Genomic DNA, 25496 nt, shown 5'->3' on the forward strand with positions numbered 1-25496 from the left:
GCGTGCACCTCCGGAGGCGTGGGGGGTAGGACCTTGCCCGGCGCCGGATGGAGCCGGAGCGGCCGCGGATCGCCAACCCCTTGTGCGGAGAGAAGATGGACGAGCGTTTCCTGAGGGCCACCACCGTGATCGCGGTGCGGCAGGGCGGCCGGACGGCCATGGCCGGCGACGGCCAGGTGACCATGGGAGACACGGTGGTCAAGGTCGCGGCCCAGAAGGTCCGGGCCCTCAAGGACGGAAAGATCCTGGCCGGCTTCGCCGGCGGCGTGGCCGACGCGTTCGCGCTCTTCGAGAAGCTGGAGGAGAAGCTCGATCGCTTCCCGGCCAACCTCACCCGGGCCTGCGTCGAGCTGGCCAAGGACTGGCGCACGGATCGCTTCCTGCGCCGCCTCGATGCGCTGCTCGTGGTGGCCAGCGCCCACGAGCTGTTCCTGATCGGAGGGGACGGCAACGTGATCTCGCCGGACGATGACGTCATCGCCATCGGCTCGGGAGGTCCCTACGCGCTGGCCGCGGCCCGAGCGCTCAAGGCGCACACGGAGCTGGGGGCCGGTGAGATCGCGCGGGCGTCCCTCGAGATCGCCGCGGACATCTGTATCTATACGAATCGTCAGATCAGCGTTCTGGAGCTGGAGTGAACACAGATATCGTGGAGACGAAGCCTTCGCAGGATCTCGTTCCCGACGAGGAAGCCGGCGGGGATGCCGGTGAGCCTCTGGACGAGCTCACGCCGAAGCAGATCGTCGCCGAGCTGGACAAGTACATCGTGGGGCAGGGCGACGCCAAGAAAGCGGTCGCCATCGCGCTGCGGAACCGCTGGCGCCGTCAGCGGGTCGAGGAGACCCTCCGGGAGGAGATCGTCCCCAACAACCTGATCCTCATCGGTCCCACGGGCGTGGGGAAGACGGAGATCGCGCGTCGGCTGGCCCGCCTCGCCGGCGCGCCGTTCGTGAAGGTGGAAGCGTCCAAGTTCACGGAGGTCGGCTACGTCGGGCGCGACGTCGAGTCGATGATCCGCGACCTGGCCGACATCGCGGTGAACATGGTACGCGGCGAGCGCGAGGCCGACGTGCAGGAGGAGGCGGAGGCGCGCGTCGAGGAGAAGATCCTCGACCTGCTGCTGCCCAAGTCCGCGGAGGAGGAGCCGGCCAAGGAAGAGGCCCGGCGCGCCCCCCAGATGTTCGTCGCCGGCCCGCAGGGCGTGGAGCACCGCCCCACCGACGAGGAAGGGGTCGACGAGCGTTGGGGTCGCACGCGCGAGAAGCTGCGCACCTTGCTGCGCGACGGGCAGTTGGAAGACCGTGAGGTGGAGGTGGAGGTCCAGCAGACACCCGCTCTCGACGGGATGATGATCCCGATGGGTGGCTTCGATGGCGGCATGGACTTCAACTTCACCGAGATGCTGCAGGAGATGCTCCCGAAGCGGAAGAAGCGCCGGGTCGTCTCCGTTTCGGAGGCGCGCCGCATCCTGCTCCAGGACGAGTTCGACAAGCTCGTGGACATGGATGACGTGGTGAACGAGGCGCTCTACCGTGTGGAGGAGAGCGGGATCGTCTTCCTCGACGAGATCGACAAGGTGGCCTCCGAGCGCGGCACCCACGGCCCCGACGTGAGCCGCGGCGGGGTGCAGCGCGACCTGCTGCCCATCGTCGAGGGTTCGAACGTCCAGACGAAGTACGGGATGATCCGCACGGACCACATCCTGTTCATCGCCGCGGGCGCGTTCCATGTCGCCAAGCCCAGTGACCTGATCCCGGAGCTGCAGGGACGCTTCCCCATCCGGGTGGAGCTCAAGAGCCTGGGCCGTGAGGACTTCGTGCGGATCCTCAAGGAGCCGCAGAACGCGTTGGTCACCCAGTACGCGGCCATGGTGGAGACGGAAGGCGCATCGCTGGTCTTCACGGACGAGGGCGTCGAGGAGATCGCCCGGATCGCCATGGAGGTCAACGAGCGCATGGAGAACATCGGCGCTCGCCGGCTCCAGACCGTGCTGACCACCCTGCTGGAGGACGTGCTGTTCGAGCTTCCCGAATCGGGCGCCGCCGAGGTGCGGGTGGACCCGGACTTCGTACGCCTCCGGCTGCAGAACATCGTCGAGGACGAGGATCTGCGTCGCTATATCCTTTGATCGGTTCGTTCCAGTATCCCCCGCGCGGAAAGCGAGACCACCGTGTTGAAGCGCACGCCGCTCTTCGAGGAACACCAGGCCCTCGGGGGCAAGATCGTCCCCTTCGCCGGCTACGAGATGCCGGTCCAGTATCCGGAGGGCATCACCGCCGAGCATGAGGCCGTCCGGAAGGCGGCCGGCCTCTTCGACGTCTCGCACATGGGCGAGTTCTTCGTTCGGGGTCCGGATGCGCTGGCGTTCATCCAACACCTGGCGGTGAACGACGCCAGCCGCCTGGAGCCCGGGCAGGCGCAGTACTCCGCCATGTGTCGCCCGGACGGCGGCATCATCGACGACCTGCTGGTCTATCGGTATCCGGATCACTGGATGCTGGTCGTCAACGGTGCCCGACGCAGCGAGGACTGGGCGTGGGCCCGCCAACAGGCGGAAGCCTTCGACGTGACCCTCGAGGACCGCTCCGACCAGATCGCGCTCCTGGCGCTGCAGGGGCCGGCTGCCCCGCGCATCCTGGGCCCGCTCACCGACCTGGATCTCGAGGCGATCGGCTACTACCGCTTCGCGGAGGGAACGGTGGACGGCGTCCCGGCCACGGTGAGCCGGACCGGGTACACCGGGGAGGACGGCTTCGAGTTGTATGTGGACGAAGCGCACGCGGTGCGCCTGTGGCGACGCCTGCTGGAGGTCGGTGCCGAGCATGGGCTCAAGCCGGCCGGGCTCGGCTCCCGGGACAGCCTGCGCCTGGAGCTGGGCTACGCACTGTACGGGAACGACCTGGACGAGACGCGCAATCCCATCGAGGGGGGCCTGTCCTGGATCGTGAAGTTCGACAAGGGCGACTTCGTCGCCCGTGACGTGCTGGAGCGGGTCAAGGCGGAAGGTCCCGCCGAGCGGTTGGTGGGCCTGCGGCTGACGGAGCGGGCGTTCCCGCGCGCAGGATATGCCGTCGTGTCCGAGGGTGCCGAAGTGGGCACGCTCACGAGCGGCACGTTGAGCCCGACCTTGGGGGAAGGGATCGCCCTGGCGTACGTGCCGGCGGCCCTGGCCAAGGCCGGCACCGAGCTGGGCGTCCGCATCCGCGGTCGTGACTTCGGCGCCCGGGTCGAACGGCCGCCGTTCTATCGGGACGGTTCCATCCGCCGGTGAGCGGGGTGCGCGTGGCCCTCCTGACGGTCAGCGACGGCTGCTTCCATGGCCAGCGCACCGACGAGAGCGGCCGGGTCCTCCGGGACTGGTGTGACACCCGCGGGTGGGCGGTGGTGGATCAGACGGTGGTGCCGGACGAGACCTCCGCCATCGTGCCTCGTCTCCTCACGTGGGCGGACCGATCGGGTGTGCAGGTGGTCCTCACCACGGGCGGCACCGGGCTCGCCCCGCGGGACGTCACGCCCGAAGCCACGGCGGCCGTGGTGGAGCGGCCCGCCGCCGGGATCGCCGAGGCGCTCCGGCGCGCGGGCGCGCAGCAGACCCGCTACGCGCCGTTGTCCCGCGGCCTCGTGGGCGTGCGCGGCGGCTGTCTGATCGTCAACCTCCCGGGCAGCCCCGCCGGGGTGCGCGACGGGCTCGAGGTCCTGGAGGGCTTCGTGGATCATGCCGGCCGCCTGATCGGCGGCGACACCGAGCATCGAGCGGGCTCCGGAGCATGAGCGAGACCGTCCTCCTCTCCACCCACCGCCTGCCCGTCGCGGGTGAGCTGCGGCCAGTCTTCCAGAAGGCCGGCTACACCGTGGAGCTGCTGACGCCCGACGAGGACGTGACGGGGGTCGACGATCCCGCGCTGCTCGTCCTGACGGGCCTCGAGGGCGACCGCGCGGCCGCTCTGGTCGAGCAGGCGCAAGCGCTGGGGATCCCCACCTTCGCGGTGCTGGAGGCGGATACGCTACCGGCACGCACGACGGCGGAGCAGTCGGGGATCGACGAGCTCTTCGTCCCGCCCTGGACGGCGGACGACGTGCTCGTCATCGCGCGCACCACCATCGGCCGCCGTCGTCTGCAGGCGCTGACCGGCATCGTGGGGGAGAGCGCGCCGATCCAGCAGGCGCTCGAACGCGTCGTGCAGATCGCCCCGGTCGATTCGACCGTGCTCGTGACGGGCGAGTCCGGGACGGGCAAGGAGTTGGTGGCGCGCGGCATCCACGCGCTCTCGCCCCGGCGCCACAAACGCTTCATCGCCGTCAACGTGGCTGCGCTGCCGGAGACGCTGCTGGAGAGCGAGCTCTTCGGCCACGAGAAGGGCGCCTTCACCGGCGCCATCGATTCGCGCCGCGGCTTCTTCGAGCTCGCGGACGGAGGCACCATCTTCCTCGACGAGATCGGGGAGATGCCGCTCCAGACCCAGACCAAGCTCCTGCGCGTCCTGGAGCAGCGGGAATTCATCCGCGTCGGCGGCGAGAAGCCCATCCGCGTGGACGTGCGCATCGTGGCCGCAACCAACCAGGAGCTGGGTCGCCTGGTGGCTCTGGGCGAATTCCGCCGCGACCTCTTCTACCGTCTCAACGTGCTCAGCATCGAGCTGCCGCCGTTGCGCGAGCGGAAGGACGACATCCCCCTCCTGGTGCGTGCGTTCGTCAGCGAGATCAGCGCCCGCCACGACCGGCCCTTCGTGGGGATCACCCCGGAGGCCATGGGGATCCTGCGGGCGCATCGGTGGCCGGGGAACGTCCGCGAGCTGCGCAACCTGGTCGAGAGCATGGTGGTGCTGGCGCCCGGACGGGAGATCCGGCCCGAGGACATCCCGGACAACATCCGGTACCGGCGCGTCGAGCCGGAGCTCGTGGAGGCCCACCTGCCCGCGCCCCGTCTGGAGACGGCGCCGGTCCCGCGGCCTGCGCCCGAGCTCGAGTTCATCTTCCGCACGCTGGTCGAGCTGCGGATGGACATGGACGACCTGCGCCGGCAGTTCGAGCTCTATCAGGAGAAGGAGCGGGTGCCTGCCGCACCCGTGGCGATCGCCCCACCGGCGCCCGCGCCCGAGCCTCCGCCGGACGAGCGGGTCGTCCTCTACCGGCCCGGGCTCACCATGGAGGAGATGGAGCGGCGGGCCATCACGGCGGCGCTGGCGCAGCACGGGGGGAATCGTCGCCGGGCCGCGCGCGAGCTGGGGATCGGCGAGCGCACGCTCTACCGGAAGCTGCAGAAGTACGAGCTCGAGCCCTGAGGCGCGGCGGCGTCGTCCGCCCCGCTTCGAGCCACGGGCGTCCCGCCCGCACCGACTTCTGCGCCGACCCGCGTCCGGCCCGGGCCGACCCCTGCCACGACGCGCGGACGGGATGCACCGACCCCTGCGCCGACGCGCGGACGGGATGCACCGACCTCTGCGCCGACGCGCCGACGGGATGCACCGACCCCTGCGCCGACGCGCGGACGGGATGCGTGGCCCCTACGAGGGCGGCGGCCCGTCGTAGCGTCGCGCCGCGCGCGCCCGTACCCGCGCCCGTTCCGCTTCCACGCGCGCCAGGATGCGGTCCCAGCCCGTCTGGAGCGCGTTCCGGTACTCCACGTCCAGGTCCGACTCCAGATCGACGCGCTGATCAAAGGCGTAGAGGGCCATCTGCGTCTCCTGCTGCCGCAGACGCTGCAGGTCCCATCCGGGCGTGATCGGCACGATCGCCTGCGGTCGGAAGCGGAGACCGAGGCTCAGGAGGTTGAGGTCCTCGGGCTGGAACGGGACGTCGGGCTGGTACGAGAAGAACGAGACCAGGAAGACGTGGAGCGAGTCCTGGAGCGCACGCTCGTCCAGCTCGGCGCGTCGGGACCGGGCAAGGGAGGAGAGCCGCTGGTAGGTATCCGGAGCGGTCAGACGGATGATCGATTCGTCCAGCGGCGTCACCTTGATCAGGAGCGCCTCGTGCTGGAGATCGAGCGTGATCTCGTCCTGGCGCAGGCTGCCCAGGCCCGGCGGCACCGGCGCGACCGCCCCGCCGCCCGTCGGGGGCAACCCGTTGGCGGAGGCGGTGCAGGCGCCCACGACGGTCGCCAGCGCCGCAGCGCCCAGCCAGCGCGGGACGCGCGTCACACGCCCTCCCCGCCACCCAGGAGGGCTTCGACGGCCTCCAGCAGGGCCTCCTTCCCCTCGCCGGTCCGCGCCGAGAAGGGGAGGACCTGGCCGGGGTCCACCCCCAGGCGCGCCGCCACCTCCGCGGTGGCCTGCGCGCGCCGCTCCTTTCCCACCTTGTCCGACTTGGTGAGGACGATGAGCGTCGGCAGGCCCAGGGCCCCCAGGCGCTCGATCATCGCCAGGTCGTCGCGCGTGGGGTCGTGTCGGATGTCGATCAGCTGCACGATCCCTCGAGGCGCCCACTCCGCGCGCAGGTAGCCGTCGATCAAGGCGGCCCACCCTTCGCGCTGCGTGCGGGGCACCTTGGCGTAGCCGTACCCCGGCAGGTCCACGAGCAGGAACGCGTCGTTGACGCGGAAGAAGTTCAGCGTCTGCGTCTTGCCGGGCGTGGCCGACACGTGGGCGACCCGTGTGCGGGTGCGGCCCAGCATCGTGTTGATCAACGACGACTTCCCCACGTTGGAGCGCCCGGAGAAGGCGATCTGCGGCAGGTCCGACGGTGGGGGGGTGGCCGGATCGGCCACCGACGTGACGAACTCCACGGAGCGGATGATCACTGGGAGAACTGGGCGCCCAGCTCGGTGCCGTCGCGGAGGGGAGGGCGGGTGCGCAGCGGGCGGTGCAGCAACGCGGCGTCGAGGACTTCGTCCATGGTGGCCACTGCCAGGAACTCCAGGCCGCCGCGGACCTCCGGCGGGAGCATCTCCAGGTCCGGTGCGTTGGCCCGCGGGAGGATCATGGTGCGCACCCCGCCGCGCAGCGCGGCGACCGCCTTCTCCTTGATGCCGCCCACGCCGAGCACCCGGCCGCGGAGCGTGATCTCGCCCGTCAGCGCCACGTCCGCGCGCGTCGGGGTTCCGGTGAGCGCGGAGATGAGCGCCACGGCGATCGTGATCCCGGCCGAGGGCCCATCCTTCGGGGTGGCTCCCTCGGGCAGGTGGATGTGGATGTCCAATCCCTGATAGAAGCGCTCGTCCAGGCCGAGCAGCGGTGCCCGGGAGCGCGCGTACGTCATGGCCGCCGCCGCCGACTCCTTCATGACGTCGCCCAGCGTCCCCGTGAGCTGGATGTGCCCCGTCCCCGGCACCACGGCCACCTCGACGTCGAGGACCTCGCCGCCGGCGGCGGTCCAGGCCAGCCCGTTGGCGATGCCCATGCGGTCCAGCCCGTCCTCGCGCTCGGGGCGGGGGTAGGGCGGGGGACCCAGAACCGAGCCCACGTCGTCGGCCAGGAGCGGCGCAGCCTGCGCTCCGGTCGCCACCTGGCGCGCCAGCTTGCGCGCCACCCGGGACAGGCGCTGGTCCAGCTCCCGCACGCCGGCCTCGCGCGTATACCGGTCCAGGATGCGATCCAGCACCCCGTCGTCGAGGGGATGCCGAGCGGGGTCGAGCCCGTGACGGCGGGCCTGCCGGGGCCAGATGAAGGAGCGCGCGATGGCCTTCTTCTCCGGATCCAGGTACCCCGGGATGCGGATGACCTCCATCCGGTCGCGCAGCGGTTCGGGGATGTCCTGGAGCGTGTTGGCGGTCGCGACGAACAACACCTCGGAGAGATCGAACTCGAGCTCGAGGTAGTGGTCCGTGAACGTCCGGTTCTGCTCGGGATCGAGGACCTCCAGCAGCGCCGCACCGGGATCGCCATGGAAGTCCCGCGCGAGCTTGTCCACCTCGTCCAGGAGGAACACCGGATTGCGGGAGCCGCTCCGCCGCATCCCCTGTACGATCCGGCCGGGGAGCGCGCCCACGTAGGTCCGTCGATGACCCCGGATCTCCGCTTCGTCGCGCACGCCACCCAGGCTCACCCGGACGAACTCGCGGCCGATCGCGCTCGCGATGCTGCGCCCCAGCGAGGTCTTGCCGACGCCGGGGGGCCCGACCAGACACAGGATGGGGCCGCGCAGCTGACCCACCAGGGACAGGACGGCCACGTGATCCAGGATGCGCTCCTTGACCTCGGCGAGGCCGAAGTGGGCCTCATCCAGCAGCGTGGCCGCGTGGGCCACGTCCAGGCGGTCCTCGGTGCGGTGCTCCCAGGGAAGGCCCAGGATCCAGTCCAGGTACGTCCGGATGACGGAGGCCTCGGGAGCCGTCGCGTTCAGGCGCACGAGCCGCCGGAGCTCCCGCTCCGCGCGCTCGCGCGCGGCGGCCGGAAGGGGCGCGGAGGCGATGCGCGCCTCGAGCTCGCTCCACTCGTCGCCCTCGTCCCCCATCTCGTGTTGGATGGCCTTGAGCTGCTCCTGCAGGTAGTACTGCTTGCGCTCGGACTCCATCTGGTCCTGGATCTGCGCGTCGAGGCGCGCCTCGATCCGCGCGATCTCCAACTCCCGACCCAGCAGATCGCGGATCAGCTCGAACTGGGCGCGCAGGCCCACCGCGGCGAGCAGGGGCTGCTTCTCGGCGGCGGGCAGGAGCAGATGGGCCGCGATCAGCGCCCCGAGCCGGGAGCGATCACGCACCTCGGCCAGGGTCTCCTTGAGCTCGGCCGGTAGCCGTGGGTTCTGCGCTGCGTACTGCTCGAACAGGGCCCGCACCTCGTCCACCAGCGCGCGGGCGTCGACGTCGGACTCCGTCTCGCGCGACGGCTCCAGCACGTTCACCCGGGCGCGGAACCCGCGCGGCCCGTGCGTGAGGAGCGTCGCTTCCGCCCGTCCCAGCCCCTCCAGCACCACGCGGGCGGTGCCGTCCGGGAGCCGCGCCACCTGGAGCGGTCGGGCCACCGTCCCCCGCTTCCAGAGATCGGCCTCCATGGGCTCGTCCATGCGGGCGTCGCGCTGGGTGAGCAGCAGCAGGAGTCCACCCGTGCGTTCGGCCTCTTCGAGAGCGGCCACGGACGCGGGACGCCCGATCAGGAGGGGCAACACCATGTACGGGAAGAAGACCAGGTCGCGCAGGGCGACCACGGGCAGCTCGGACGGGATGTCGAAGCGGTCGTCGACGCGCTCGAGGATCGGCATGCCGTGCGCGGTGCAGAGGGAGGGCCGTACGGGACGGGCGTCCCGACCCCCAATGCTAGACGATGGAGGCGCCGTCCGAAAGTCGGCGACGCACTCCGGTCAGGCTTCCCGCTTGCGGTTCTCGCGGTGGAGGACCAGGAGGGGCTGCACGCGATCTTCGACGCTCTCGGGCGTGATGACGATCTCGCGGACGTCGCTGCGGGACGGGAGGTCGAACATCAGGTCGCGCATCAGGTTCTCGATCACGGAGCGCAGCCCGCGCGCACCGGTCCCGCGCTCGAGGGCCTGACGGGCGATGGCGCGCAGGGCGCCGGGGTCGAACGTCAGCCCGATGCCTTCGAGCTCGAGCATCTTGGTGTACTGCTTCACCAGGGCGTTCTTCGGCTCCTGGAGGATCTGCACCAGGGCGGATTCGTCCAGCGACTCCAGGTGCACCGCCACCGGCAGGCGACCGACCAGCTCGGGGATCAAGCCGTAGCGGGTCAGGTCCTCCGGCTCCACGTGCGCGAAGAGGTCGGAGCGGTCGATGTCGCGGGCCTTGGCCGCCTCGCCGTCCGCGTAGCCCACCCGTCGGCGACCGATGCGGCGCTCCACGATCTCGTCCAGCCCGTCGAAGGCACCGCCACAGATGAAGAGGATGTTGCGGGTGTCGACCTGGATGTATTCCTGCTGGGGATGCTTGCGACCGCCCTGGGGCGGAACCGAAGCCACCGTGCCTTCCAGGATCTTGAGGAGGGCCTGCTGCACGCCCTCGCCGGAGACGTCACGGGTGATCGAGGGATTCTCCGACTTGCGGGCGATCTTGTCGATCTCGTCGATATAGACGATGCCGCGCTCGCAGTCCTGGACGTTGAAGTCCGCGGCCTGCAGCAGACGCACCAGGATGTTCTCCACGTCCTCGCCGACATAGCCCGCCTCGGTCAGCGTCGTGGCGTCCGCGATGGTGAAGGGGACCTGGAGCATGCGAGCCAGGGTCTGGGCGAGCAGCGTCTTGCCGACGCCCGTGGGCCCGATCAACAGGATGTTGGCCTTGTCGATCTCGACGTCGTCCAGCACTCCCTGATGGTTGATGCGCTTGTAGTGGTTGTAGACGGCGACCGAGAGGGCACGCTTGGCGGCGTTCTGGCCGATCACGTACTGGTCGAGCACCGCCTTGATCTCCGCCGGCGTCGGGCTGGCGACGACCGATTCCTGTGCTTCGCGCTCTTCCTCCTCCGCGAGGATCTCGTTGCAGAGGGAGATGCACTCGTTGCAGATGTAGACGTTGGGTCCGGAGATGAACTTCTTGACGCTCTCCTTGGACTTGCCGCAGAAGCTGCAACGCAGGTGCGAGTCGGTCGTCATCGGTCGGTATGTCCTTGACCGCTCAGGATCCGCCCGAGGGGCCGTCGTCCACCATCAAGGTGCTGGCGGGCTTGGTTCCGTTGTCACGTGCAGTGAGCACGCGGTCGATCAGCCCGTAGGCCAAGGCCTCCTCCGGGCTCATGAAGCGATCGCGGTCGATGTCCTCCGCGATCTGCTCGGGCGTCTGCCCGGTGTGCTTCGCCAGGATCCGGTTGAGGCGCTGACGGGCCTCCAGGATCTCCCGGGCCGCGATCTCGATGTCGGCCGCCGTTCCCTGCGAGCCACCGGAGGGTTGGTGGATCATGATGCGGGAGTTCGGCAGCGCGGCCCGCTTGCCCTTGGCGCCGGCAGCCACGAGCACCGCCCCCATCGACGCCGCCATCCCCACGCAGTACGTGGAGACGGGTGCGCGCAGGTGCTGGATGGTGTCGTAGATCGCCAGGCCGGCATAGACGCTGCCGCCCGGCGAGTTGATGTAGAGGTAGATGTCGCGCTCGGGATCGTCGGCGTCCAGGAACAGGAGCTGCGCGATGATCACGTTCGCGACGTTGTCGTCGATGCCGGACCCCAGGAACACGATGCGGTCCATGAGGAGGCGGCTGAAGATGTCGTACGAGCGCTCGCCGCGGCTGGTGCGCTCGATGACGTAGGGCGGATAGATAGCCATTTCGGTCTCAGGCCGGGTCCACGATCTCCGAGCGCCCTTTCAGGAACTCGAAGACCTTCTCTTCGGTGATCTCTCGCTCGAGCGACTCGATCCGCCCGGCCTTCTGCAGCCGTCCATACACCTCAGCAGGGCTTGTGCCACTGCGGGCGGCGATCTCCTCGATGCGCGCGTCGATGTCTTCCTCCGTGGCCGAAAGCTGTTCGACCTCGGCGATCCGCTCAAGGAGCAGGATGCGCTTGACGGCCGCCTCGGCCTCCGGGCGCAGTCGCTCGCGGATCTCGCCCAACCGCTCCGGGTCCGCACCCTTCACGGATCCGAGAGCTCCCTCGATGTACCGATCGACCATGGAGGACGGCACCTCCAGGGGGTTGGCCTCGGCCACCTGCTGCATGAGCAGGTGCCTCACCTGATTCTCGGCACGATCGCCCGCCTCCTTCTCCAGGTCCTCCCGGACCCGGGCGGTCAGCGCCTCCACGCCGTCGAAATCCCCGACGCTGCGGGCGAAGTCGTCGTCCAGCGCGGGCAGCTCCAGCACCTTGCGTCCCTGGAGGGCCACCCGCACCTGCTCCTGCTGGCCGCGGCGGGCCTCGTTGGGGAAGTCGTCCGGGAAGGTGATGGTGAATTCGCCCTGACCGCCCGTCTCCAGGGTGCGGATGGCGTCCTCCACGTCGGGGATCGCCTCCCCTTGACCGAGCACGAACTCGTAGGGCTGGGGCTCGCCGGCCTCCTCGCCCAGGTTCGTCACCTCGACATGGACGAGGTCGTTGTTCTCGGGCCGCCCCTCGGCCGGGGCCCAGGCCCCGTTCTGGTGACGCAGGCGCTCCAGCACCGCCTCGACGTCCGCCTCGGCCACCTCCGCCGCCGGCCGCTGGACCACGAAGCCGCCCGTGCGCTCCACCTCGACCACCGGACGGATGTCGAAGGAGATGGTGAAGGCCAGATCCCGCCCGGGCTCGTAGTCCAGGGTGTCGATCTCGCCTTCGCTGATCGGGTGCAGGTCCTCCCGCTGGATGGCTTCCTGGTAGGCGGCCCGGACCACCCGGTCCAGGACCTCCCGCTCCACGGAGGGACCGAAGCGCTTCTCGAGGACCGCCGCGGGGATCCGGCCCTTCCGGAAGCCCGGAAGCCGCATCCGCCCCGACAGCTGCTTGAGGGCCTGCGCCCGTTCCCCGTCGACCGCATTGGCGGGGACGGTGACCGTGAGGCGGCGGCGCCAGGCCTCGAGGGCCTGGACATCGATGGACAGTTCTGCCCCTTGGAGGCTCATCCGTGCGTTCTCGGGCCGGGAGTGGGCTGGGGGGAGTCGATGCGAAAGGGGGGACTCGAACCCCCACGGCCGGAGCCACGAGATCCTAAGTCTCGCGCGTCTACCAGTTCCGCCACTTTCGCGAGCCCCGAAACATAATCCCCCCGGGGAAGGGGGTTCAACGGAACGCGGCGTGCCCCCACCCGGGAGGCACGCCGCGGGACCGGATCCACCGCAGGAACGGCGTCAGCTGGGCACGCGGACGTAGAACCGCTGCGTCTCGCCGGTGGGGCGCTGCAGGGTCAGGTTCACGACCGCCCCGGGCTCGGCGGCACCGAGCGCGCGGCGCACGTCCTCCTGGGTCCGGGTGGCCTGCCCGTTGATCTCCAGCACCTTCCAGCCCACGGGGAGCGAGCGACGCCACGCGGCCGAATAGCGCTCGACCTCGGTGATGACCACTCCGCCCGTCTCCTCGTAGCCCATCTCCTCCGCCAGCTCCCGGTTCAGCTCCTGGACCCGGATGCCGATGCGGGTGTCGGCGGCCTCGGAGACGACCGCCGCCACGGGCTCGGTCACGTCGTTGATGGGCGCCTCGCCGAGGCGCACATCCACCTGCCGCCGCTCGCCGGCGCGGTAGTATTCGAGCTCGACCTCGTCGCCGGGCCGGTGACGGGCGATCAGGTTCTGGAGCTGTCCCGGCTGCGCGATATCCGTCCCGTCCAGCTTGGTGATGACGTCTTCGCTGCGCAGGCCGGCCCGGGCCGCGGGTCCACCCGAACGGACGTCGGTCACCCGGGCGCCCGAGACGCGCGGCAGCCCGAGGCCGTCCGCGACGACCTGGTCCACCGACTGCATGCTGATGCCGATCCAGGGCCGACGGATGGTGCCGTACTCGATGAGGTCCTCGGCCACCCGCCGGGCCAGGTCGATGGGGACGGCGAAGCCGTAGCCCTGGTAGTAGCCCGTGCGGCTGGCGATGGCCGAGTTGATGCCGACCACCTGTCCGCGCAGGTCGACCATCGGTCCGCCCGAATTGCCGGGGTTGATGACCGCGTCGGTCTGGATGAAGTCCTCGATGGCCCAGCTCCCCTGGCCGTCCTGGTTGTAGCGCGGATCGTTCTGGAGCTCGTTCTGGAGGAGCTGCAGGGGCCGGCCCTTGGCGCTGACGATCCCCGCCGTCACGGTGTAGTCCAGGGTGTTCCCGCCGCCGAACCCGGGATTCCCGACGGCGAGCACCCACTCGCCCACCCGCACCTCGTCGGAGCTGCCGAAGGCGAGGAAGGGATAGCTGGAGCCGTCCACCCGGATCACGGCCACGTCGGTGGTCGGATCGGCGCCCACCAGCGTGGCGCTCTGCACGCGTCCGTCGAGGAAGCGCACGTTGATCTCGTCCGCGTCCGCCACGACGTGGTTGTTGGTCATGATGTAGCCGTCGGCCGAGATCAGGAATCCGCTCCCGCCCCCGAACTGGCGATCCGGGGCGTCCCCGCCGCCGCCTTCGGGGTCGCGGAAGAACGGCCGGAACGGCTCCGGGATGCGCTGCGACGACGCCTGCACGGGGCGTGAGATGTCGATGCGGACCACCGCCGGCGTGACCTGCTCCGCGACGCGGATGAAGGCCTCGCTCAGGTCCAGGGCCGGACGGACCTCGGCGTCGCTGACCTGGGCCGTCGTGGCGAAGGTGGGCGCGGCATGGGACGGGGTGGTCCAGTCCAGGCTCGAGGCCAATCCCAGGCCGAAGAGGAATGCCAGCGTCGTATACAGCACGACCTTGGTCTTGGCCCGGAGCGGATCGAACATGGGTTCCTCCTTCGACGTCGGTGGCCGGGACCCGGGAGAGCGGGTCGGCCACCGAGCGGTGTGGTCGTTGTCTGGCGTACCCCGGGGGGGCGAAGGACGGTCCGGTCCCGGACCTCCCCCGACCCCCCCGGGTCTCCTGCCGTTGGACGTATGGCCGCGGGACGCGGTTGCTCGCCCTACTTGCCCTCGTCCACGATCTCGTAGTCGGCCTCGACGACCTGCTCGTCGTCGGCGGCCGCGGCCTCGGGCTCGGACTGGTCGGCCGCGCCGGGGTCGGCGCTCGCCTGGGCCTCCGCCGCCTGGGCCTGGTACATCTCGGCCCCGGCCGCGCTGAAGGCCTGGGTCAGCTCGTCCCGGGCCGCGTTCATCGCCCCGGCGTCGTCCCCCTTGAGCGCCTGGCGCGCCTTCTCCAGCGCCTGGTCCACACGCTCCTTGCTGGGCGCCGACAGCTTGTCGCCCCACTCCTTGAGATCCTTCTCCACGCGGTAGACCAGGGAGTCCAGCTGGTTGCGCGACTCCACCTGCTCGCGCCGCTTGGCGTCTTCGTCCGCGTGCGACTCCGCGTCCTTGACCATCTTCTCGATCTCGGCGTCGCTGAGACCGCTGGAGGCCTCGATGCGGATCTTCTGCTCCTTGCCCGTCGTGCGATCCTTCGCGGACACGTGCAGGATGCCGTTCGCGTCGATGTCGAAGGTCACCTCGACCTGCGGCATGCCGCGCGGCGCCGGCGGGATCCCCGTGAGCTGGAACTTGCCGATGGTCTTGTTGTCCATCGCCATCTTGCGCTCACCCTGCAGGACGTGGATCTCCACCGTGGTCTGGCTGTCCTCGGCCGTGGAGAAGACCTCCGCCTTCTTGGTGGGGATGGTGGTGTTGCGCTCGATGAGCGTCGTCATCACACCCCCCAGCGTCTCGATGCCCAGCGACAGCGGCGTGACGTCGAGCAGAACGTCCGTCACGTCGCCGGCGAGCACGCCGCCCTGCACGGCGGCACCGGCACCACCACCTCGTCAGGATTGACGCCCTTGTGCGGGTCCTTGCCGAAGAACTGTGACGACCTCCTGGATCTTGGGGATGCGCGTCGAGCCCCGACCCGAGGATGACCTCGTCGATCTGGTCCTTGGAGAGGCGGCATCCTTCGCTGCCGCCCTCATGGGCGGGATCGTGCGCTGGATCAGGTCGTCCACCAGCTGCTCGAGAACTTGGCCCGCGTCAGCTATAGTTCAGGTGCTTGGGACCTTCCTGCGTGGCCGTGATGAAGGGCAGGTTGATGTCCGTCTGTGGTGGAGCTGAGCTCCATCTTGGCCTTCCTCGCCCGCCTCCTTCAGACGCTGCAACGCCATGGCGTCCTGCGACAGGTCGATGCCCTGGTCGCGCTTGAGCTCCGTGACCAGCCAGTTGATGACACGCTGGTCGAAGTCGTCCCCGCCCAGGTGCGTGTCGCCGTTGGTGGCCTTCACCTCGAAGACGCCGTCCCCGAGGTCGAGGATGGAGATGTCGTGCGTTCCGCCGCCGAGGTCGAGGCGGCGATGTTTGCCCGCGTGCTACGCGCCGAGGCGGCGCGGCGAGCGCGCGGCGGCCGGCTCGTCGATGATGCGCTTGACCTCCAGGCCCGCGATCCGGCCCGCGTCCTTGGTGGCCTGCCGCTGCGCGTCGTTGAAGTAGGCCGGAACCGTGACGGCAGCTTCCGTGACCTCGTGACCCAGGTAGTCCTCGGCCGTCTGCTTCATCTTCTGCAGGATCATGGCCGAGGTCTCAGGCGGCGTGAACGACTTGCTCGAGTTCGGGATGCTGACCTGGACGCGATCCTGCGCGTCGCCGGTCACCTCGTAGGGGACCAGCTTCATCTCCTCCGTCACCTCGAGGCCTTGCGGCCAGCGAAGCGCTGATGGAGGAAGACGGTGTTCTTGCGGGTTGGTGATGGCCTGACGACGCGCGACCTGGCCCACCAGACGCTCCCCGTCCTTGGTGAACCCGACGACGGACGGCAGTAGTGCAGCCCCCTCGGAGTTGGGGATGACGACCGGCTCGCCGCCTTCCATGACGGCGACCACCAGGTGGTGGTGCCCAGGTCGATCCCGATGATCTTGCCCATGCTTCTCCCCAGGTCGCGTGTCGAGAATCCACTGCGGCGGTCCGCCGTCCGGCGAGCCCCGGTGTTCGGACCGGGGTGGAGAGCAACCCACATGCCGAGCGCGGAGGCCCGGAAACCGGCCAGAATGGCCGTTTTCGACACGGTCTCTGCCGTTCAGGCTGATGCTCTGGCCGCGCCCCGCCTGCCTGCCTAACATGAGCGCCCTGCCGGGCCGCACCGCCGGCCCCTCGGCTGGCCCACGACAGCGCCGACCCGTGTTCCCTCCGCGACGACGCCCTGAGATCACTCCGGGTCGTCACCTTCATCCTGATCGCGGCGTGCGTCGGGGTGTGGATCCTCGTCCAGGGTGCAGGCGCGTCCAGGCGGCCCCTACATCGCTTCGCTCTGCCAGTGGGGAGCGATCCGGGGGTGCTGGGCTCCATCCCTCCGGCACGCGCATCGACCTGGGAGCAGCAAGCCTCCTGCACCGCCGGTGGAACCGCGCATCACGCTCCTGACCTCGATGTTCCTGCACGGCGGCTGGATGCACCTCATCGGAACATGTGGTTCCTCTGGATCTTCGGGAACAACGTCGAGGACTCGATGGGGCACCTGCGCTATCTGGCGTTCTACCTCCTCACCGGGCTGCTGGCCGCGGGCGCGCACGTGCTCTCCGACCCGGGATCAGGGATCCCGACGATCCCGGGAGCGTCCGGCGCCATCAGCGGCATCATGGGCGGCTACCTGGTGCTGTATCCGCGCGCCCGGGTCAGACGCTGGTTCCGGTCTCGTCGCGCTCATCCTCAACGTCCCGGCGTGGGCCATGCTCGGTTACTGGTTCGTGGTGCAGCTCCTCTCCTCCGCCACGCAGAGCGCCACGGGGGCGGCATCGCGTTCTGGGCGCACATCGGAGGGTTCCTGGCCGGCGTGCTGTTGATCCGGCTCTTCGCCAACGACCAGCTGGTGACGGCGAAGCGCTCCGGCGTGGTGCTCCCCGAAGCCAGATCCGCCACGGAGGCTGGTGGTGAGCGGGCAGCAAGGTGCGCGCGCGACGTTGAGCGCTCCTCGGACTCGGGCTCCTCACGCTGCTCCTTCCGGCGGCGCTGGCGGGTCGCTCCACCGGGGCGCCCCCGGGCAGCGTGGGCGCAGCGGCGTCGCCGACCGTGCAGGAGGCGCCCGCACCGGTCTGTCGGAGCTGCGCCAGGTCGCGGGTCGCCCTGGACCGAGGCGCGCTCCCTGATGGGCATGGGCGTGCTGCTGCTGATCGCGTTCGCGCTCAGCACCGACCGCTCCCGCGTCCCTGGCGCGTGGTGCTGTGGGGACGTCATTGCAGCTGATCTTCGCTCTGTTCATCCTGCGCACGCCGCTGGGCACGCTGATCTTCTCCGAGCTCAACGACGTCGTGCTCCGCCTCCTCGGCTACGTCGAGGAGGGGGCACGCTTCATCTTCGGGAACCTGGTCTTCAACCAGATCCCCGTGGGACAGGGGGAGCCCGGCAACGGAGCCTTCACGCCGGCCCCGGGCACGGTCGCGGGCGCAGGCGCGTTCTTCGCGTTCTATGTCCTGCCGACCATCATCTTCTTCTCCTCCCTCATGACGGTGCTGTACCACCTGGGCGTCATGCAGCGCATCGTGCAGGTGTTCGCGTGGATCATGCAGCGCACCATGCGCACGTCGGGTGCGGAGACGCTCTCGGCGGCCGGGAACATCTTCGTCGGTCAGACGGAGGCGCCCCTGCTCATCAAGCCGTTCATCGAGCGCATGACGGACTCGGAGCTCATGGCCGTCATGACGGGAGGCTTCGCGACCGTCGCGGGAGGCGTGCTGGCCGCCTACGTCGGCATGCTGGTGTTCGCCTTCCCCGACATCGCGGGACATCTGATGGCGGCGTCGGTGATGTCGGCTCCCGCCGCGCTGGTGATGGCCAAGCTCATGCTTCCGGAGCGCGAGACGCCCGCCACCTCCGGCAGCGTGCGGGTCAACGTCGAACGCCCCGACGTGAACGTGATCGAGGCCGCGGCCCGCGGCGCGTCGGAAGGGCTCTTCCTCGCGCTGAACGTGGGCGCCATGCTCCTCGCGTTCATCGCGCTGGTGGCCCTCCTGAACGGGCTGCTCGGATGGACCGGTGGGCTCCTGGGCTTCGAGGGGATCACGCTGGAGCTGTTGCTCGGGTGGTTGCTGGCGCCCCTGGCCTGGGTGATGGGCGTGCCCTGGTCGGATGCCGTCTCCGTCGGGAGCTTGCTGGGCGTCAAGACCGTCCTGAACGAGTTCGTGGCCTACCTGCAGCTCTCCGAGCTGCTCGGTGGGGGTGGGAGCCTCGAACCCCGGTCCTCCCTCATCGCGATCTACGCGCTGTCCGGCTTCGCCAACTTCTCGTCCATCGCCATCCAGATCGGCGGCATCGGCGGGATCGCCCCCTCGCGGAAGGGCGACCTGGCGCGCATCGGGTTGCGCGCCATGATCGCGGGCTCGCTGGCCGCATTCATGACCGCCACCGTGGCCGGGCTGGTCCTGTGACCGATCCGGTCGCTGCGGCCGCCGCCGAATTGGCCGCGGCCCGCCCCTGGGCGGACGACCAGGTCCCCGTCGCGTACCTGGTGCTGGGCTCGGGGCTGGCCGCGCTCCGGGACGGTCTGGAGGACCCCGTGCCCGTGCCCTTCTCCGCGCTGCCGGGCTTCCCGCGCACGGAGGTGCTCGGCCACGACGGTGCCTTCGTCTGGGGCCACCTGGCTGGACGGCCCGTGCTCCTGCAGGCGGGCCGGCTGCACCTGTACGAGGGCCATCCGGTCGAGACCGTGGTGGGACCCGTCCGCATCGCCGCCCGGCTGGGCGCCCGCGTGGCGATCTTCACGAACGCGGCCGGGGGCATCGATCGCCGCCTGGCCCCGGGGGACCTCATGCTCCTGGACGACCACATCAACCTCACGGGGCGGAGTGCCCTGGCGGGTCCGGTGCGGCAGGGGGAGGTCCGGTTTCCGGACATGAGCGCGCCCTACGACCCCGACCTGCAGGCCCGGGCCCTGGCCGCGGCCCGTGACCTCGGCGAGCGGCTGGAGCGGGGCGTCTATCTGGGCCTGCTCGGACCGAGCTTCGAGACCCCGGCCGAGATCCGGATGGCGGAGCGCCTGGGCGCCCAGGCCGTGGGCATGTCCACCGTGCTGGAGGTGATCGCCGCCCGCGCGGCGGGCCTGCGCTGCCTGGCGGTGTCCATGATCACCAACGCGGCGGCGGGCGTGACGGGCGCTCCGCTGTCCCACGCGGAGGTGCTGGAGACCGGACGGCTGGCCGGGGGGCGCCTGGGACGCATCCTGGAGGCGGTGGTGCGCGGGCTTCCCTGAAGGACGGGCCGTGGGCCGGTCCCGCGGATCGGCGGGTCGCGGCCGGCGTTCGCTCAGCGGGACGGGGGCCGGACCTGGGCGAAATGGTCCACGGGGCCGTGCCCGCGCCCGAGGCCCGGCGCGCCGGCCAGCGCCCGCCCCACGAACGCGATGGCGTCGCCGACCGCCTCGACGAGCGGACGTCCCCACGCGAGTCCCGCCACCGCCGCCGCGGAGAGGGTACACCCGGTTCCGTGGGTGTGCCGGGTGGCGATCCGGTCGTGCGTGAAGCGATGGACCGCGTGGCCGTCGAAGAGCACGTCGACGAGGACGGCGTCCTCGTGGCGCGGGTGCCCGCCCTTCACCAGCGCGGCGCCCGCCCCGCGGGCCACGAGGGCCCGGGCGGCCCGCTCCGCGTCGTCGAGGCCCTCGATCGCCGCTCCGGTCAGGATCTCGGCCTCCTCCCGGTTCGGGGTGACCAGGGTGGCGAGCGGGAGCAGCCGGGTCCGGATGACCTCGACCGCGTCCTCCGCCAGCAGCCGGTCCCCCGACGTCGCCACCATGACCGGGTCCAGGACGTAGCCCGTCCAGCCGTGGTCTGTGATCGCGTCTGCGACGGTCCCGACCAGGTCGGCGGTGGCGAGCATGCCGGTCTTGAAGGCGGCGGGGGGCAGGTCGTCGGCGAGCGCGTCGATCTGGGCGCGGACCATCGCCACGGGCACGGCATGCACACCCTGCACGCCCAGCGTATTCTGCGCCGTGATGGCCGTCAGGACGCTCGTGCCGAAGACGCCGTGTTGATGGAACGTCTTGAGGTCGGCCTGGATGCCCGCGCCCCCGCCGGAGTCGGATCCGGCGATGGTGCAGGTGACGGGGCGGCTGTGCGTCTCCACGGTCCAACAGTATGACGAGGAGGGTGCGGTTGGGAACGAGGTCGGGAGCGAGCCGGGCCGAACGCAGTCGGATCCTGCGGCTGCATCGCCGCCGGACGCGCGAGCGCGAACGGCTGGTGCTGGTCGAAGGGATCCGCGCGGTCGCGGAGGCGCTGAAGCGGGGCGCCCGTGTCCGGCTGGCCGTGCGTTCCGCCCGCCTGCTCGAGCTGGAGGGTGGCGCGGCGCTTGCTCAGGCGCTCGACGCCGGGGCGGAGGTCGTGGTCGTGGACGACCGGGAGCTGGTCGAGCTCTCGGCCACCGAGAGCCCTCAGGGCGTCCTGCTGGTGGTGGACGAGCCGGCGGACGTCCCCCCCGACCCGAGCGCGGGGCTGCTCCTGGTGCTCGACCGGATCCAGGATCCGGGCAACGTCGGGGCGTTGATCCGTTCGGCGCGGGGGCTCGGGGCCGGAGGGATCGTGGCCCTGGACGGCACGGCCGACCTCTGGAGCGCCAAGGCCGTGCGCGGATCGGCCGGCACGGGGTTCGGGGCGCGGATGTGTCGCATGGACCTGGAGGACTGGTTGGGCTGGGTGGAACGGAACGACGTGGAGTTGCTGATCGCCGACGCAGAGGGCGTCCCGGTGGGGGACCGCACCCTCGGGCGCGGTCCCGTGGCGCTCGTCCTGGGCAACGAGGGCTCCGGGGTCCGCGCGGCGACGGCCGCAGCGGCTACCGGACGGGTCTCCATCCCGCTCGCGGACGGGGTCGAATCCCTCAACGTGGCGGTCGCGGGCTCGCTCCTGCTCCATGCGCTGCTCCGCGCGGCGGAGGCGCAGGGGTGATCGCTCCCGCGGTGGACACCCTCCTGGCCGGTGTGTTCGGGTTGCTGCTCGGGTCGTTCCTGAACGTCTGCACGTTCCGGTGGCCCCAGGAGGAGTCGGTCGTCTCGCCCCGCTCCCGCTGCGGATCGTGTGGAGCGACCATCGCCTGGTACGACAACGTGCCCGTCCTGTCCTGGATCTTCCTGCGCGGCCGCTGTCGGCAGTGCCGGACCTCCGTCTCCGTCCAGTATCCACTCGTGGAGGTGGCGACGGGCCTGATCTGGGCCGGCAGCGTCCACGCGCTGGGGAGCGAGTGGGAAGCCCTGCGCGGCGCGATCCTGCTGACGATCCTGCTGGGGATCGCGCTCACCGATGCACGCTTCTACATCATCCCCGACGAGTTCTCCATCGGAGGCACCGTGCTGGGCCTGCTGCTCGCCTTCCTGCCCGGCGGGATCGGGTGGCAGGCCGCGCTGATCGGGGCGGCGGTCGGCTTCGGACTGCTGTGGCTGGTGGCGGTGCTGGGCAAGGCCGCCTTCAAGAAGGACGCGATGGGAGGCGGCGACATCAAGATGATGGCGATGATCGGCGCCTTCCTCGGGACCGGCGGTGTGCTGCTCACCCTGTTCCTGGGCTCGTTGCTGGGCTCGGTGATCTTCGGGCCCATCGCGCTGAAGACCGAGAAGCTCGTGCCTTTCGGGATCTTCCTCGCGCTCGGGGCCGCGGTCACCTGGGTCTGGGGGGACCCGCTGCTCCACTGGTACACGGTCACGATCCTGGGGGGGTGAAGGGCGCGTCCGTGTTGGCCTACGGCGCTACGTGGAGCCCGCGGGTGCGGAAGTCCGGGAAGGACCCTGCGCCCGCGATCCCGCCCGGCGTGCCGCCTCAGGGATCCGAACAGTCCCGCAGATACCCGCAATTGGGGCACACCACCTTGCAGTGGCGGTCGTACATGCTGAACCCGCAGCGCTCGCAGGTCTGCGCGTCGCCTTCGGGGGCGGCGCCCAGCCCTTCGGCCAGGTAGAGACGCGACAGCTCCACGTAGTGCTGGGCGGATCGTCCCACCCAGGTCGCCGCGGCGCCGTCCAGCGTCTTCTTGAGCGCCGCCGGCACACCCGCGACCACGCTGCGATCGGGGAAGCGCGCGTTCTCCTTCACCACGGCGCCGGCGGCCACCATGCACTCCCGTCCGATCGTGGCGCCCTGCAACAGGACCGCGTTCATCCCCACGAGTGAACCCGCGCCCACGCGGCAGCTCTCCAGCAGGGCGCCGTGCCCCAGCGTGACGTCGTCCTCGATGAGTGTGGGGCCGGGATCGCCGACATGGAGGACCACCTGGTCCTGCACGCTGACCCGAGCCCCCACCACGATGGGGTGCTGCGGATGGTCCCCACGCAGCACGGCGCCGAACCAGACCGAGGATCCGGGCCCCAGCACCACGTCCCCGATCACCACGGCGGTGGGCGCGAGGAAGACGTCCGGCGCGATCCGCGGTGCCTTTCCGCGGAAGGGGAAGACGAGTGCCACCGTCAGCCCGCCTCGGTTCCCTGACCGGGGGCTCTGCGACGCACCCGCGCCCGCAGCACCTGGGTCTCCGACGCCTCCAGGATCTCCACGACGGCGTCGGTATGCTCGACGTGCTCGCCCGGGGCCGGTACGTGGCCCAGCTCCTCCAGGACCCAGCCGTTGAGCGAGCGGTGCTCGAGATGGGGCAGCGAGATGTTGATCGCGTAGTTGATCTCGCGCAGCTCGGCGCCGCCTTCGGCGATCACCTCGGAGCGCGACAGGCGATGCACGGAGGGCTCCTCCAGGTCCGTCTCGTCGCGGATGTCGCCCACGAGCTCCTCCAGCACGTCCTCCATGGTGACGAGCCCGTCGGTGCCGCCGAACTCGTCGGCCACGATCCCCATGTGGATGCGACGCGCCTGGAAGTAGCGGAGCAGCTGCGTGAGTGGGAGCGAACCGGGCACGAAAAGGGGCTCGCGAGCCAGCCGGGCCAGCGGCAGGTCACCCCGTCCGGCGGCGAAGGCCCGGTAGGCCTCCCGCACGTACATGATGCCGGTGATCTCGTCGATGGAGTCGTGGTAGACCGGAACGCGGGAGTAGGGCACCTGCCCCAGCTCCGGGACGATCTCGGCCAGCGTGAGGGCATCGCTCCACGCGAAGATCTCCACGCGCGGCGTCATGACGTCCCAGGCCGTGCGCTCGTCCAGGCGGAAGGCGCGTTCGACCAGGTCGTTCTCCTCTTCGCCGACCACGCCCGCTTCCCGCCCGATCTCCGTGATCTCGCGCAGCTCCCGGTGCTCGCGGGTGGAGCCGTCCTGCGAGTCCTGGCGCTCGAGCAGCGTCTCCAGCCCCACGAGGGGGGCCAGCGCGGGGCGCAGGACCCGGACCAGGATCAACAGCAGCGGCGCGCTCCACAGGGCCAGACGGACCGGCCGCCGCGCGCCCAGGAGCCGCGGGATCACCTCGGCCACGAGGAAGGTGACCAGCGCGGCGCTGCCCAGCGCGGCCAGGCCGGCGCCCGCGCCCCAGCGCACGGAGGCCCAGACCACCACGAGGCCCACCGCGCCGGTGTCCAGCAGCAGGTTGACCAGCAGCACGCTGGTCGCGGCCCGGGGGGCCTGCAGGCGCAGCTCCACCAGCTGGGACGCGCCGCCGAAGCCCTCCTCCTGCATGGCCCGCAGGTTGGAGGTCGAGACGGCGCCGCAGGCCGCCTCGGCCGCCGACAGCAGGGCGGAGAGGACCAGCAGGGCGATGAGGACGGCGAGCCAGACCGTGGTCATGGGGCGGGGCTCCCCGGGAGCCGGCAGGCCGGCAGGGGAGAGGGAGGCTCCTCGCTCGCGGGGCCTATGTCTACGTCCATGAGGCGCTGGTCTGGACCAGCTCGGCCACCACGTCGCGCGTGGTGCGCGCATCCGCCTCCGCCTCGAAGTTGAGGACCAGGCGGTGGGCCAGCACGCCGGGCGCCACCGACCGGACGTCGTCCACGGTGGGCAGGGCGCTGCCCCGGGCGGCGGCGCGGGCCTTGGCGCCGAGCACCAGGAACTGGGAGGCGCGCGGTCCGGCCCCCCAGGACGCGTATTTGCGGATGAGCGGGGGCGCCAGCTCGTCCTCGGGACGGGTGGAGCGCGCCAGCCGCACCGCGAACGACACCAGCGACGGCGGCGCCGGGATCCGGCGCACCAGGTGCTGCAGCTCGATCAGCTCGGCACCCGCCACGACCGGTCGCAGCTGCGTCACGCCGTCGCCCGTCGTGCGCATGGCGATCTCCTCCTCCTCCTGCCGCGTCGGATACCCGATCGACAGCTCGAGCATGAACCGGTCGAGCTGCGCCTCCGGCAGGGGGTAGGTCCCTTCCTGCTCGATGGGGTTCTGCGTGGCGAGGACGAAGAAGGGCGCCTCCAGCCCATAGGTCTGGCCGGCGGCCGTGACCGCCCGCTCCTGCATGGCCTGGAGGAGGGCGGCCTGGGTCTTGGGCGGGGTGCGGTTGATCTCGTCCGCCAGCACCACGTTGGCGAAGATCGGGCCCTTCACGAACCGGAAGACCCGCTTGCCGGTGGTGCGGTCCTCCTCGATCACCTCCGTCCCCGTGATGTCGGTCGGCATCAGGTCGGGCGTGAACTGGATCCGGCTGAACTCGAGGTCGAGCACCTCGGCCACCGACTGGACCAGGAGGGTCTTGGCCAGGCCGGGTACCCCCACCAGGAGGGCGTGGCCATTGGAGAGCAGGGCCGTGAGGATGCCCTCCACCACCTGGTGTTGGCCCACGATGCGACGCTCCACCTCACGGCGGAGGGTCTCCGATACCTGCGCGACCCGCTCGAGGAGGGCCGCGTCGCGGTCCCCGGAAACCGTCTGTCCCTGTGTCACCCTCGGACTCGCCCTCTCCACTGGAAGCGTTCGGACTCGCGAGCACCCGCGCTCGCCGCGTTCCTCCGGGGCCGGCCTGCGCCGACCCCGGAGGACCCGATCCCGGTCTACCTCCCGACGGTTGCCCCGCGGGCGTCCCCGCGGCAGTCTGGAGCCACGAGGCAGCGCCGCGGAACGCCTTTCGGGGGCTGCCGAAGTGCGAGCGATGACGCGGGCGCCGACCTGCCGGAGACCGACCGGGCGGGCCGCGCGGAAAATGTCCGGAGCGCGGCGCGCGCGTCAAGCGAAGGGAGGGCGAGGGGACGGGTCGGGGGCCGCGTGCCGCCGCCGCCGCCCGCCCGGGGCG

At 70.7% G+C, this 25496-nt stretch carries 20 protein-coding genes, 1 tRNA gene and 1 pseudogene; 9 read left to right on the forward strand and 13 right to left on the reverse strand.

What is annotated here, in order from left to right; translation table 11 throughout:
- Positions 1-95: 95 nt before the first annotated feature.
- From hslV to R3E98_05715, 5 genes are all read left to right on the forward strand, one after another.
- Positions 96-638: an ATP-dependent protease subunit HslV gene (gene hslV / locus R3E98_05695; GenBank protein MEZ4422881.1), complete on the forward strand. Its 543-nt coding sequence runs from the start codon at positions 96-98 to the stop codon at positions 636-638.
- Between the two features lie 77 nt (positions 639-715).
- On the forward strand, positions 716-2128 hold the full coding sequence (gene hslU, locus R3E98_05700) for an ATP-dependent protease ATPase subunit HslU (protein ID MEZ4422882.1): 1413 nt from the start codon (positions 716-718) through the stop codon (positions 2126-2128).
- Between the two features lie 42 nt (positions 2129-2170).
- Positions 2171-3271: a glycine cleavage system aminomethyltransferase GcvT gene (gcvT, locus tag R3E98_05705; GenBank protein MEZ4422883.1), complete on the forward strand. Its 1101-nt coding sequence runs from the start codon at positions 2171-2173 to the stop codon at positions 3269-3271.
- Positions 3268-3771 carry a MogA/MoaB family molybdenum cofactor biosynthesis protein gene (locus R3E98_05710; protein ID MEZ4422884.1) on the forward strand — a complete coding sequence of 168 codons (504 nt, stop codon included), beginning with the start codon at positions 3268-3270 and terminating at the stop codon, positions 3769-3771. Before gcvT ends, R3E98_05710 begins: the two co-directional genes overlap by 4 nt.
- On the forward strand, positions 3768-5282 hold the full coding sequence (locus R3E98_05715; protein MEZ4422885.1) for a sigma 54-interacting transcriptional regulator: 1515 nt from the start codon (positions 3768-3770) through the stop codon (positions 5280-5282). Before R3E98_05710 ends, R3E98_05715 begins: the two co-directional genes overlap by 4 nt.
- Before the next feature lie 222 nt (positions 5283-5504).
- Here the strand turns inward: R3E98_05715 and R3E98_05720 are convergent, their stop codons facing one another.
- The 9 genes and pseudogenes from R3E98_05720 to dnaK form a co-directional block, all read right to left on the reverse strand.
- The gene (locus tag R3E98_05720) at positions 5505-6140 is read right to left on the reverse strand and encodes a hypothetical protein (protein MEZ4422886.1); all 636 of its coding nucleotides are present in this window, start codon (positions 6138-6140) and stop codon (positions 5505-5507) included.
- Positions 6137-6739 (reverse strand): ribosome biogenesis GTP-binding protein YihA/YsxC, encoded by a 603-nt coding sequence (yihA, locus tag R3E98_05725; GenBank protein MEZ4422887.1) that lies wholly within the window; start codon positions 6737-6739, stop codon positions 6137-6139. Before yihA ends, R3E98_05720 begins: the two co-directional genes overlap by 4 nt.
- On the reverse strand, positions 6736-9135 hold the full coding sequence (gene lon / locus R3E98_05730; protein MEZ4422888.1) for an endopeptidase La: 2400 nt from the start codon (positions 9133-9135) through the stop codon (positions 6736-6738). The genes yihA and lon overlap by 4 nt, the downstream gene beginning before the upstream one ends.
- Positions 9136-9234: 99 nt before the next feature.
- Positions 9235-10479, reverse strand: a complete 1245-nt coding sequence (gene clpX / locus R3E98_05735; protein ID MEZ4422889.1) for an ATP-dependent Clp protease ATP-binding subunit ClpX — start codon at positions 10477-10479, stop codon at positions 9235-9237.
- A 22-nt stretch (positions 10480-10501) separates the two neighbouring features.
- On the reverse strand, positions 10502-11146 hold the full coding sequence (locus R3E98_05740) for an ATP-dependent Clp protease proteolytic subunit (protein ID MEZ4422890.1): 645 nt from the start codon (positions 11144-11146) through the stop codon (positions 10502-10504).
- Between the two features lie 7 nt (positions 11147-11153).
- A complete protein-coding gene (gene tig / locus R3E98_05745) occupies positions 11154-12413 on the reverse strand; it encodes a trigger factor (GenBank protein ID MEZ4422891.1) in 1260 nt (419 codons plus the stop codon).
- 40 nt (positions 12414-12453) lie between these two features.
- Positions 12454-12535, reverse strand: a tRNA-Leu gene (locus R3E98_05750).
- A gap of 103 nt (positions 12536-12638) precedes the next feature.
- Positions 12639-14192, reverse strand: coding sequence for a trypsin-like peptidase domain-containing protein (locus R3E98_05755; protein MEZ4422892.1), 1554 nt, complete (start codon positions 14190-14192; stop codon positions 12639-12641).
- A gap of 176 nt (positions 14193-14368) precedes the next feature.
- Positions 14369-16287: pseudogene (gene dnaK, locus R3E98_05760) on the reverse strand (molecular chaperone DnaK).
- Positions 16288-17593: 1306 nt separating this feature from the next.
- Here dnaK and R3E98_05765 point away from each other — a divergent pair.
- On the forward strand, positions 17594-18784 hold the full coding sequence (locus R3E98_05765; protein ID MEZ4422893.1) for a nucleoside transporter C-terminal domain-containing protein: 1191 nt from the start codon (positions 17594-17596) through the stop codon (positions 18782-18784).
- On the forward strand, positions 18781-19605 hold the full coding sequence (locus tag R3E98_05770; protein ID MEZ4422894.1) for a purine-nucleoside phosphorylase: 825 nt from the start codon (positions 18781-18783) through the stop codon (positions 19603-19605). The genes R3E98_05765 and R3E98_05770 overlap by 4 nt, the downstream gene beginning before the upstream one ends.
- A gap of 53 nt (positions 19606-19658) precedes the next feature.
- Here R3E98_05770 and thiD read toward each other — a convergent pair whose 3' ends face one another.
- Positions 19659-20477 carry a bifunctional hydroxymethylpyrimidine kinase/phosphomethylpyrimidine kinase gene (thiD, locus tag R3E98_05775; protein MEZ4422895.1) on the reverse strand — a complete coding sequence of 273 codons (819 nt, stop codon included), beginning with the start codon at positions 20475-20477 and terminating at the stop codon, positions 19659-19661.
- Positions 20478-20506: 29 nt separating this feature from the next.
- Here thiD and R3E98_05780 point away from each other — a divergent pair, with 29 nt between their 5' ends.
- Positions 20507-21298, forward strand: coding sequence for an RNA methyltransferase (locus R3E98_05780; protein MEZ4422896.1), 792 nt, complete (start codon positions 20507-20509; stop codon positions 21296-21298).
- Entirely contained in the window at positions 21295-22065 is a 771-nt protein-coding gene (locus R3E98_05785; protein MEZ4422897.1) for a prepilin peptidase, read from the forward strand. The genes R3E98_05780 and R3E98_05785 overlap by 4 nt, the downstream gene beginning before the upstream one ends.
- 97 nt (positions 22066-22162) lie before the next feature.
- On the opposite strand, the gene R3E98_05790 is transcribed toward R3E98_05785, so the two are convergent.
- The 3 genes from R3E98_05790 to R3E98_05800 form a co-directional block, all read right to left on the reverse strand.
- Positions 22163-22804, reverse strand: coding sequence for a gamma carbonic anhydrase family protein (locus R3E98_05790; GenBank protein ID MEZ4422898.1), 642 nt, complete (start codon positions 22802-22804; stop codon positions 22163-22165).
- A gap of 2 nt (positions 22805-22806) precedes the next feature.
- A complete protein-coding gene (locus R3E98_05795) occupies positions 22807-24063 on the reverse strand; it encodes a hemolysin family protein (protein MEZ4422899.1) in 1257 nt (418 codons plus the stop codon).
- 70 nt (positions 24064-24133) lie between these two features.
- Positions 24134-25150 carry a MoxR family ATPase gene (locus R3E98_05800; GenBank protein MEZ4422900.1) on the reverse strand — a complete coding sequence of 339 codons (1017 nt, stop codon included), beginning with the start codon at positions 25148-25150 and terminating at the stop codon, positions 24134-24136.
- Positions 25151-25496 lie beyond the last annotated feature (346 nt).

The sequence above is a fragment of the Gemmatimonadota bacterium genome, assembly GCA_041390125.1.
GTDB lineage: Bacteria > Gemmatimonadota > Gemmatimonadetes > Longimicrobiales > Gaopeijiaceae > JAGQIF01.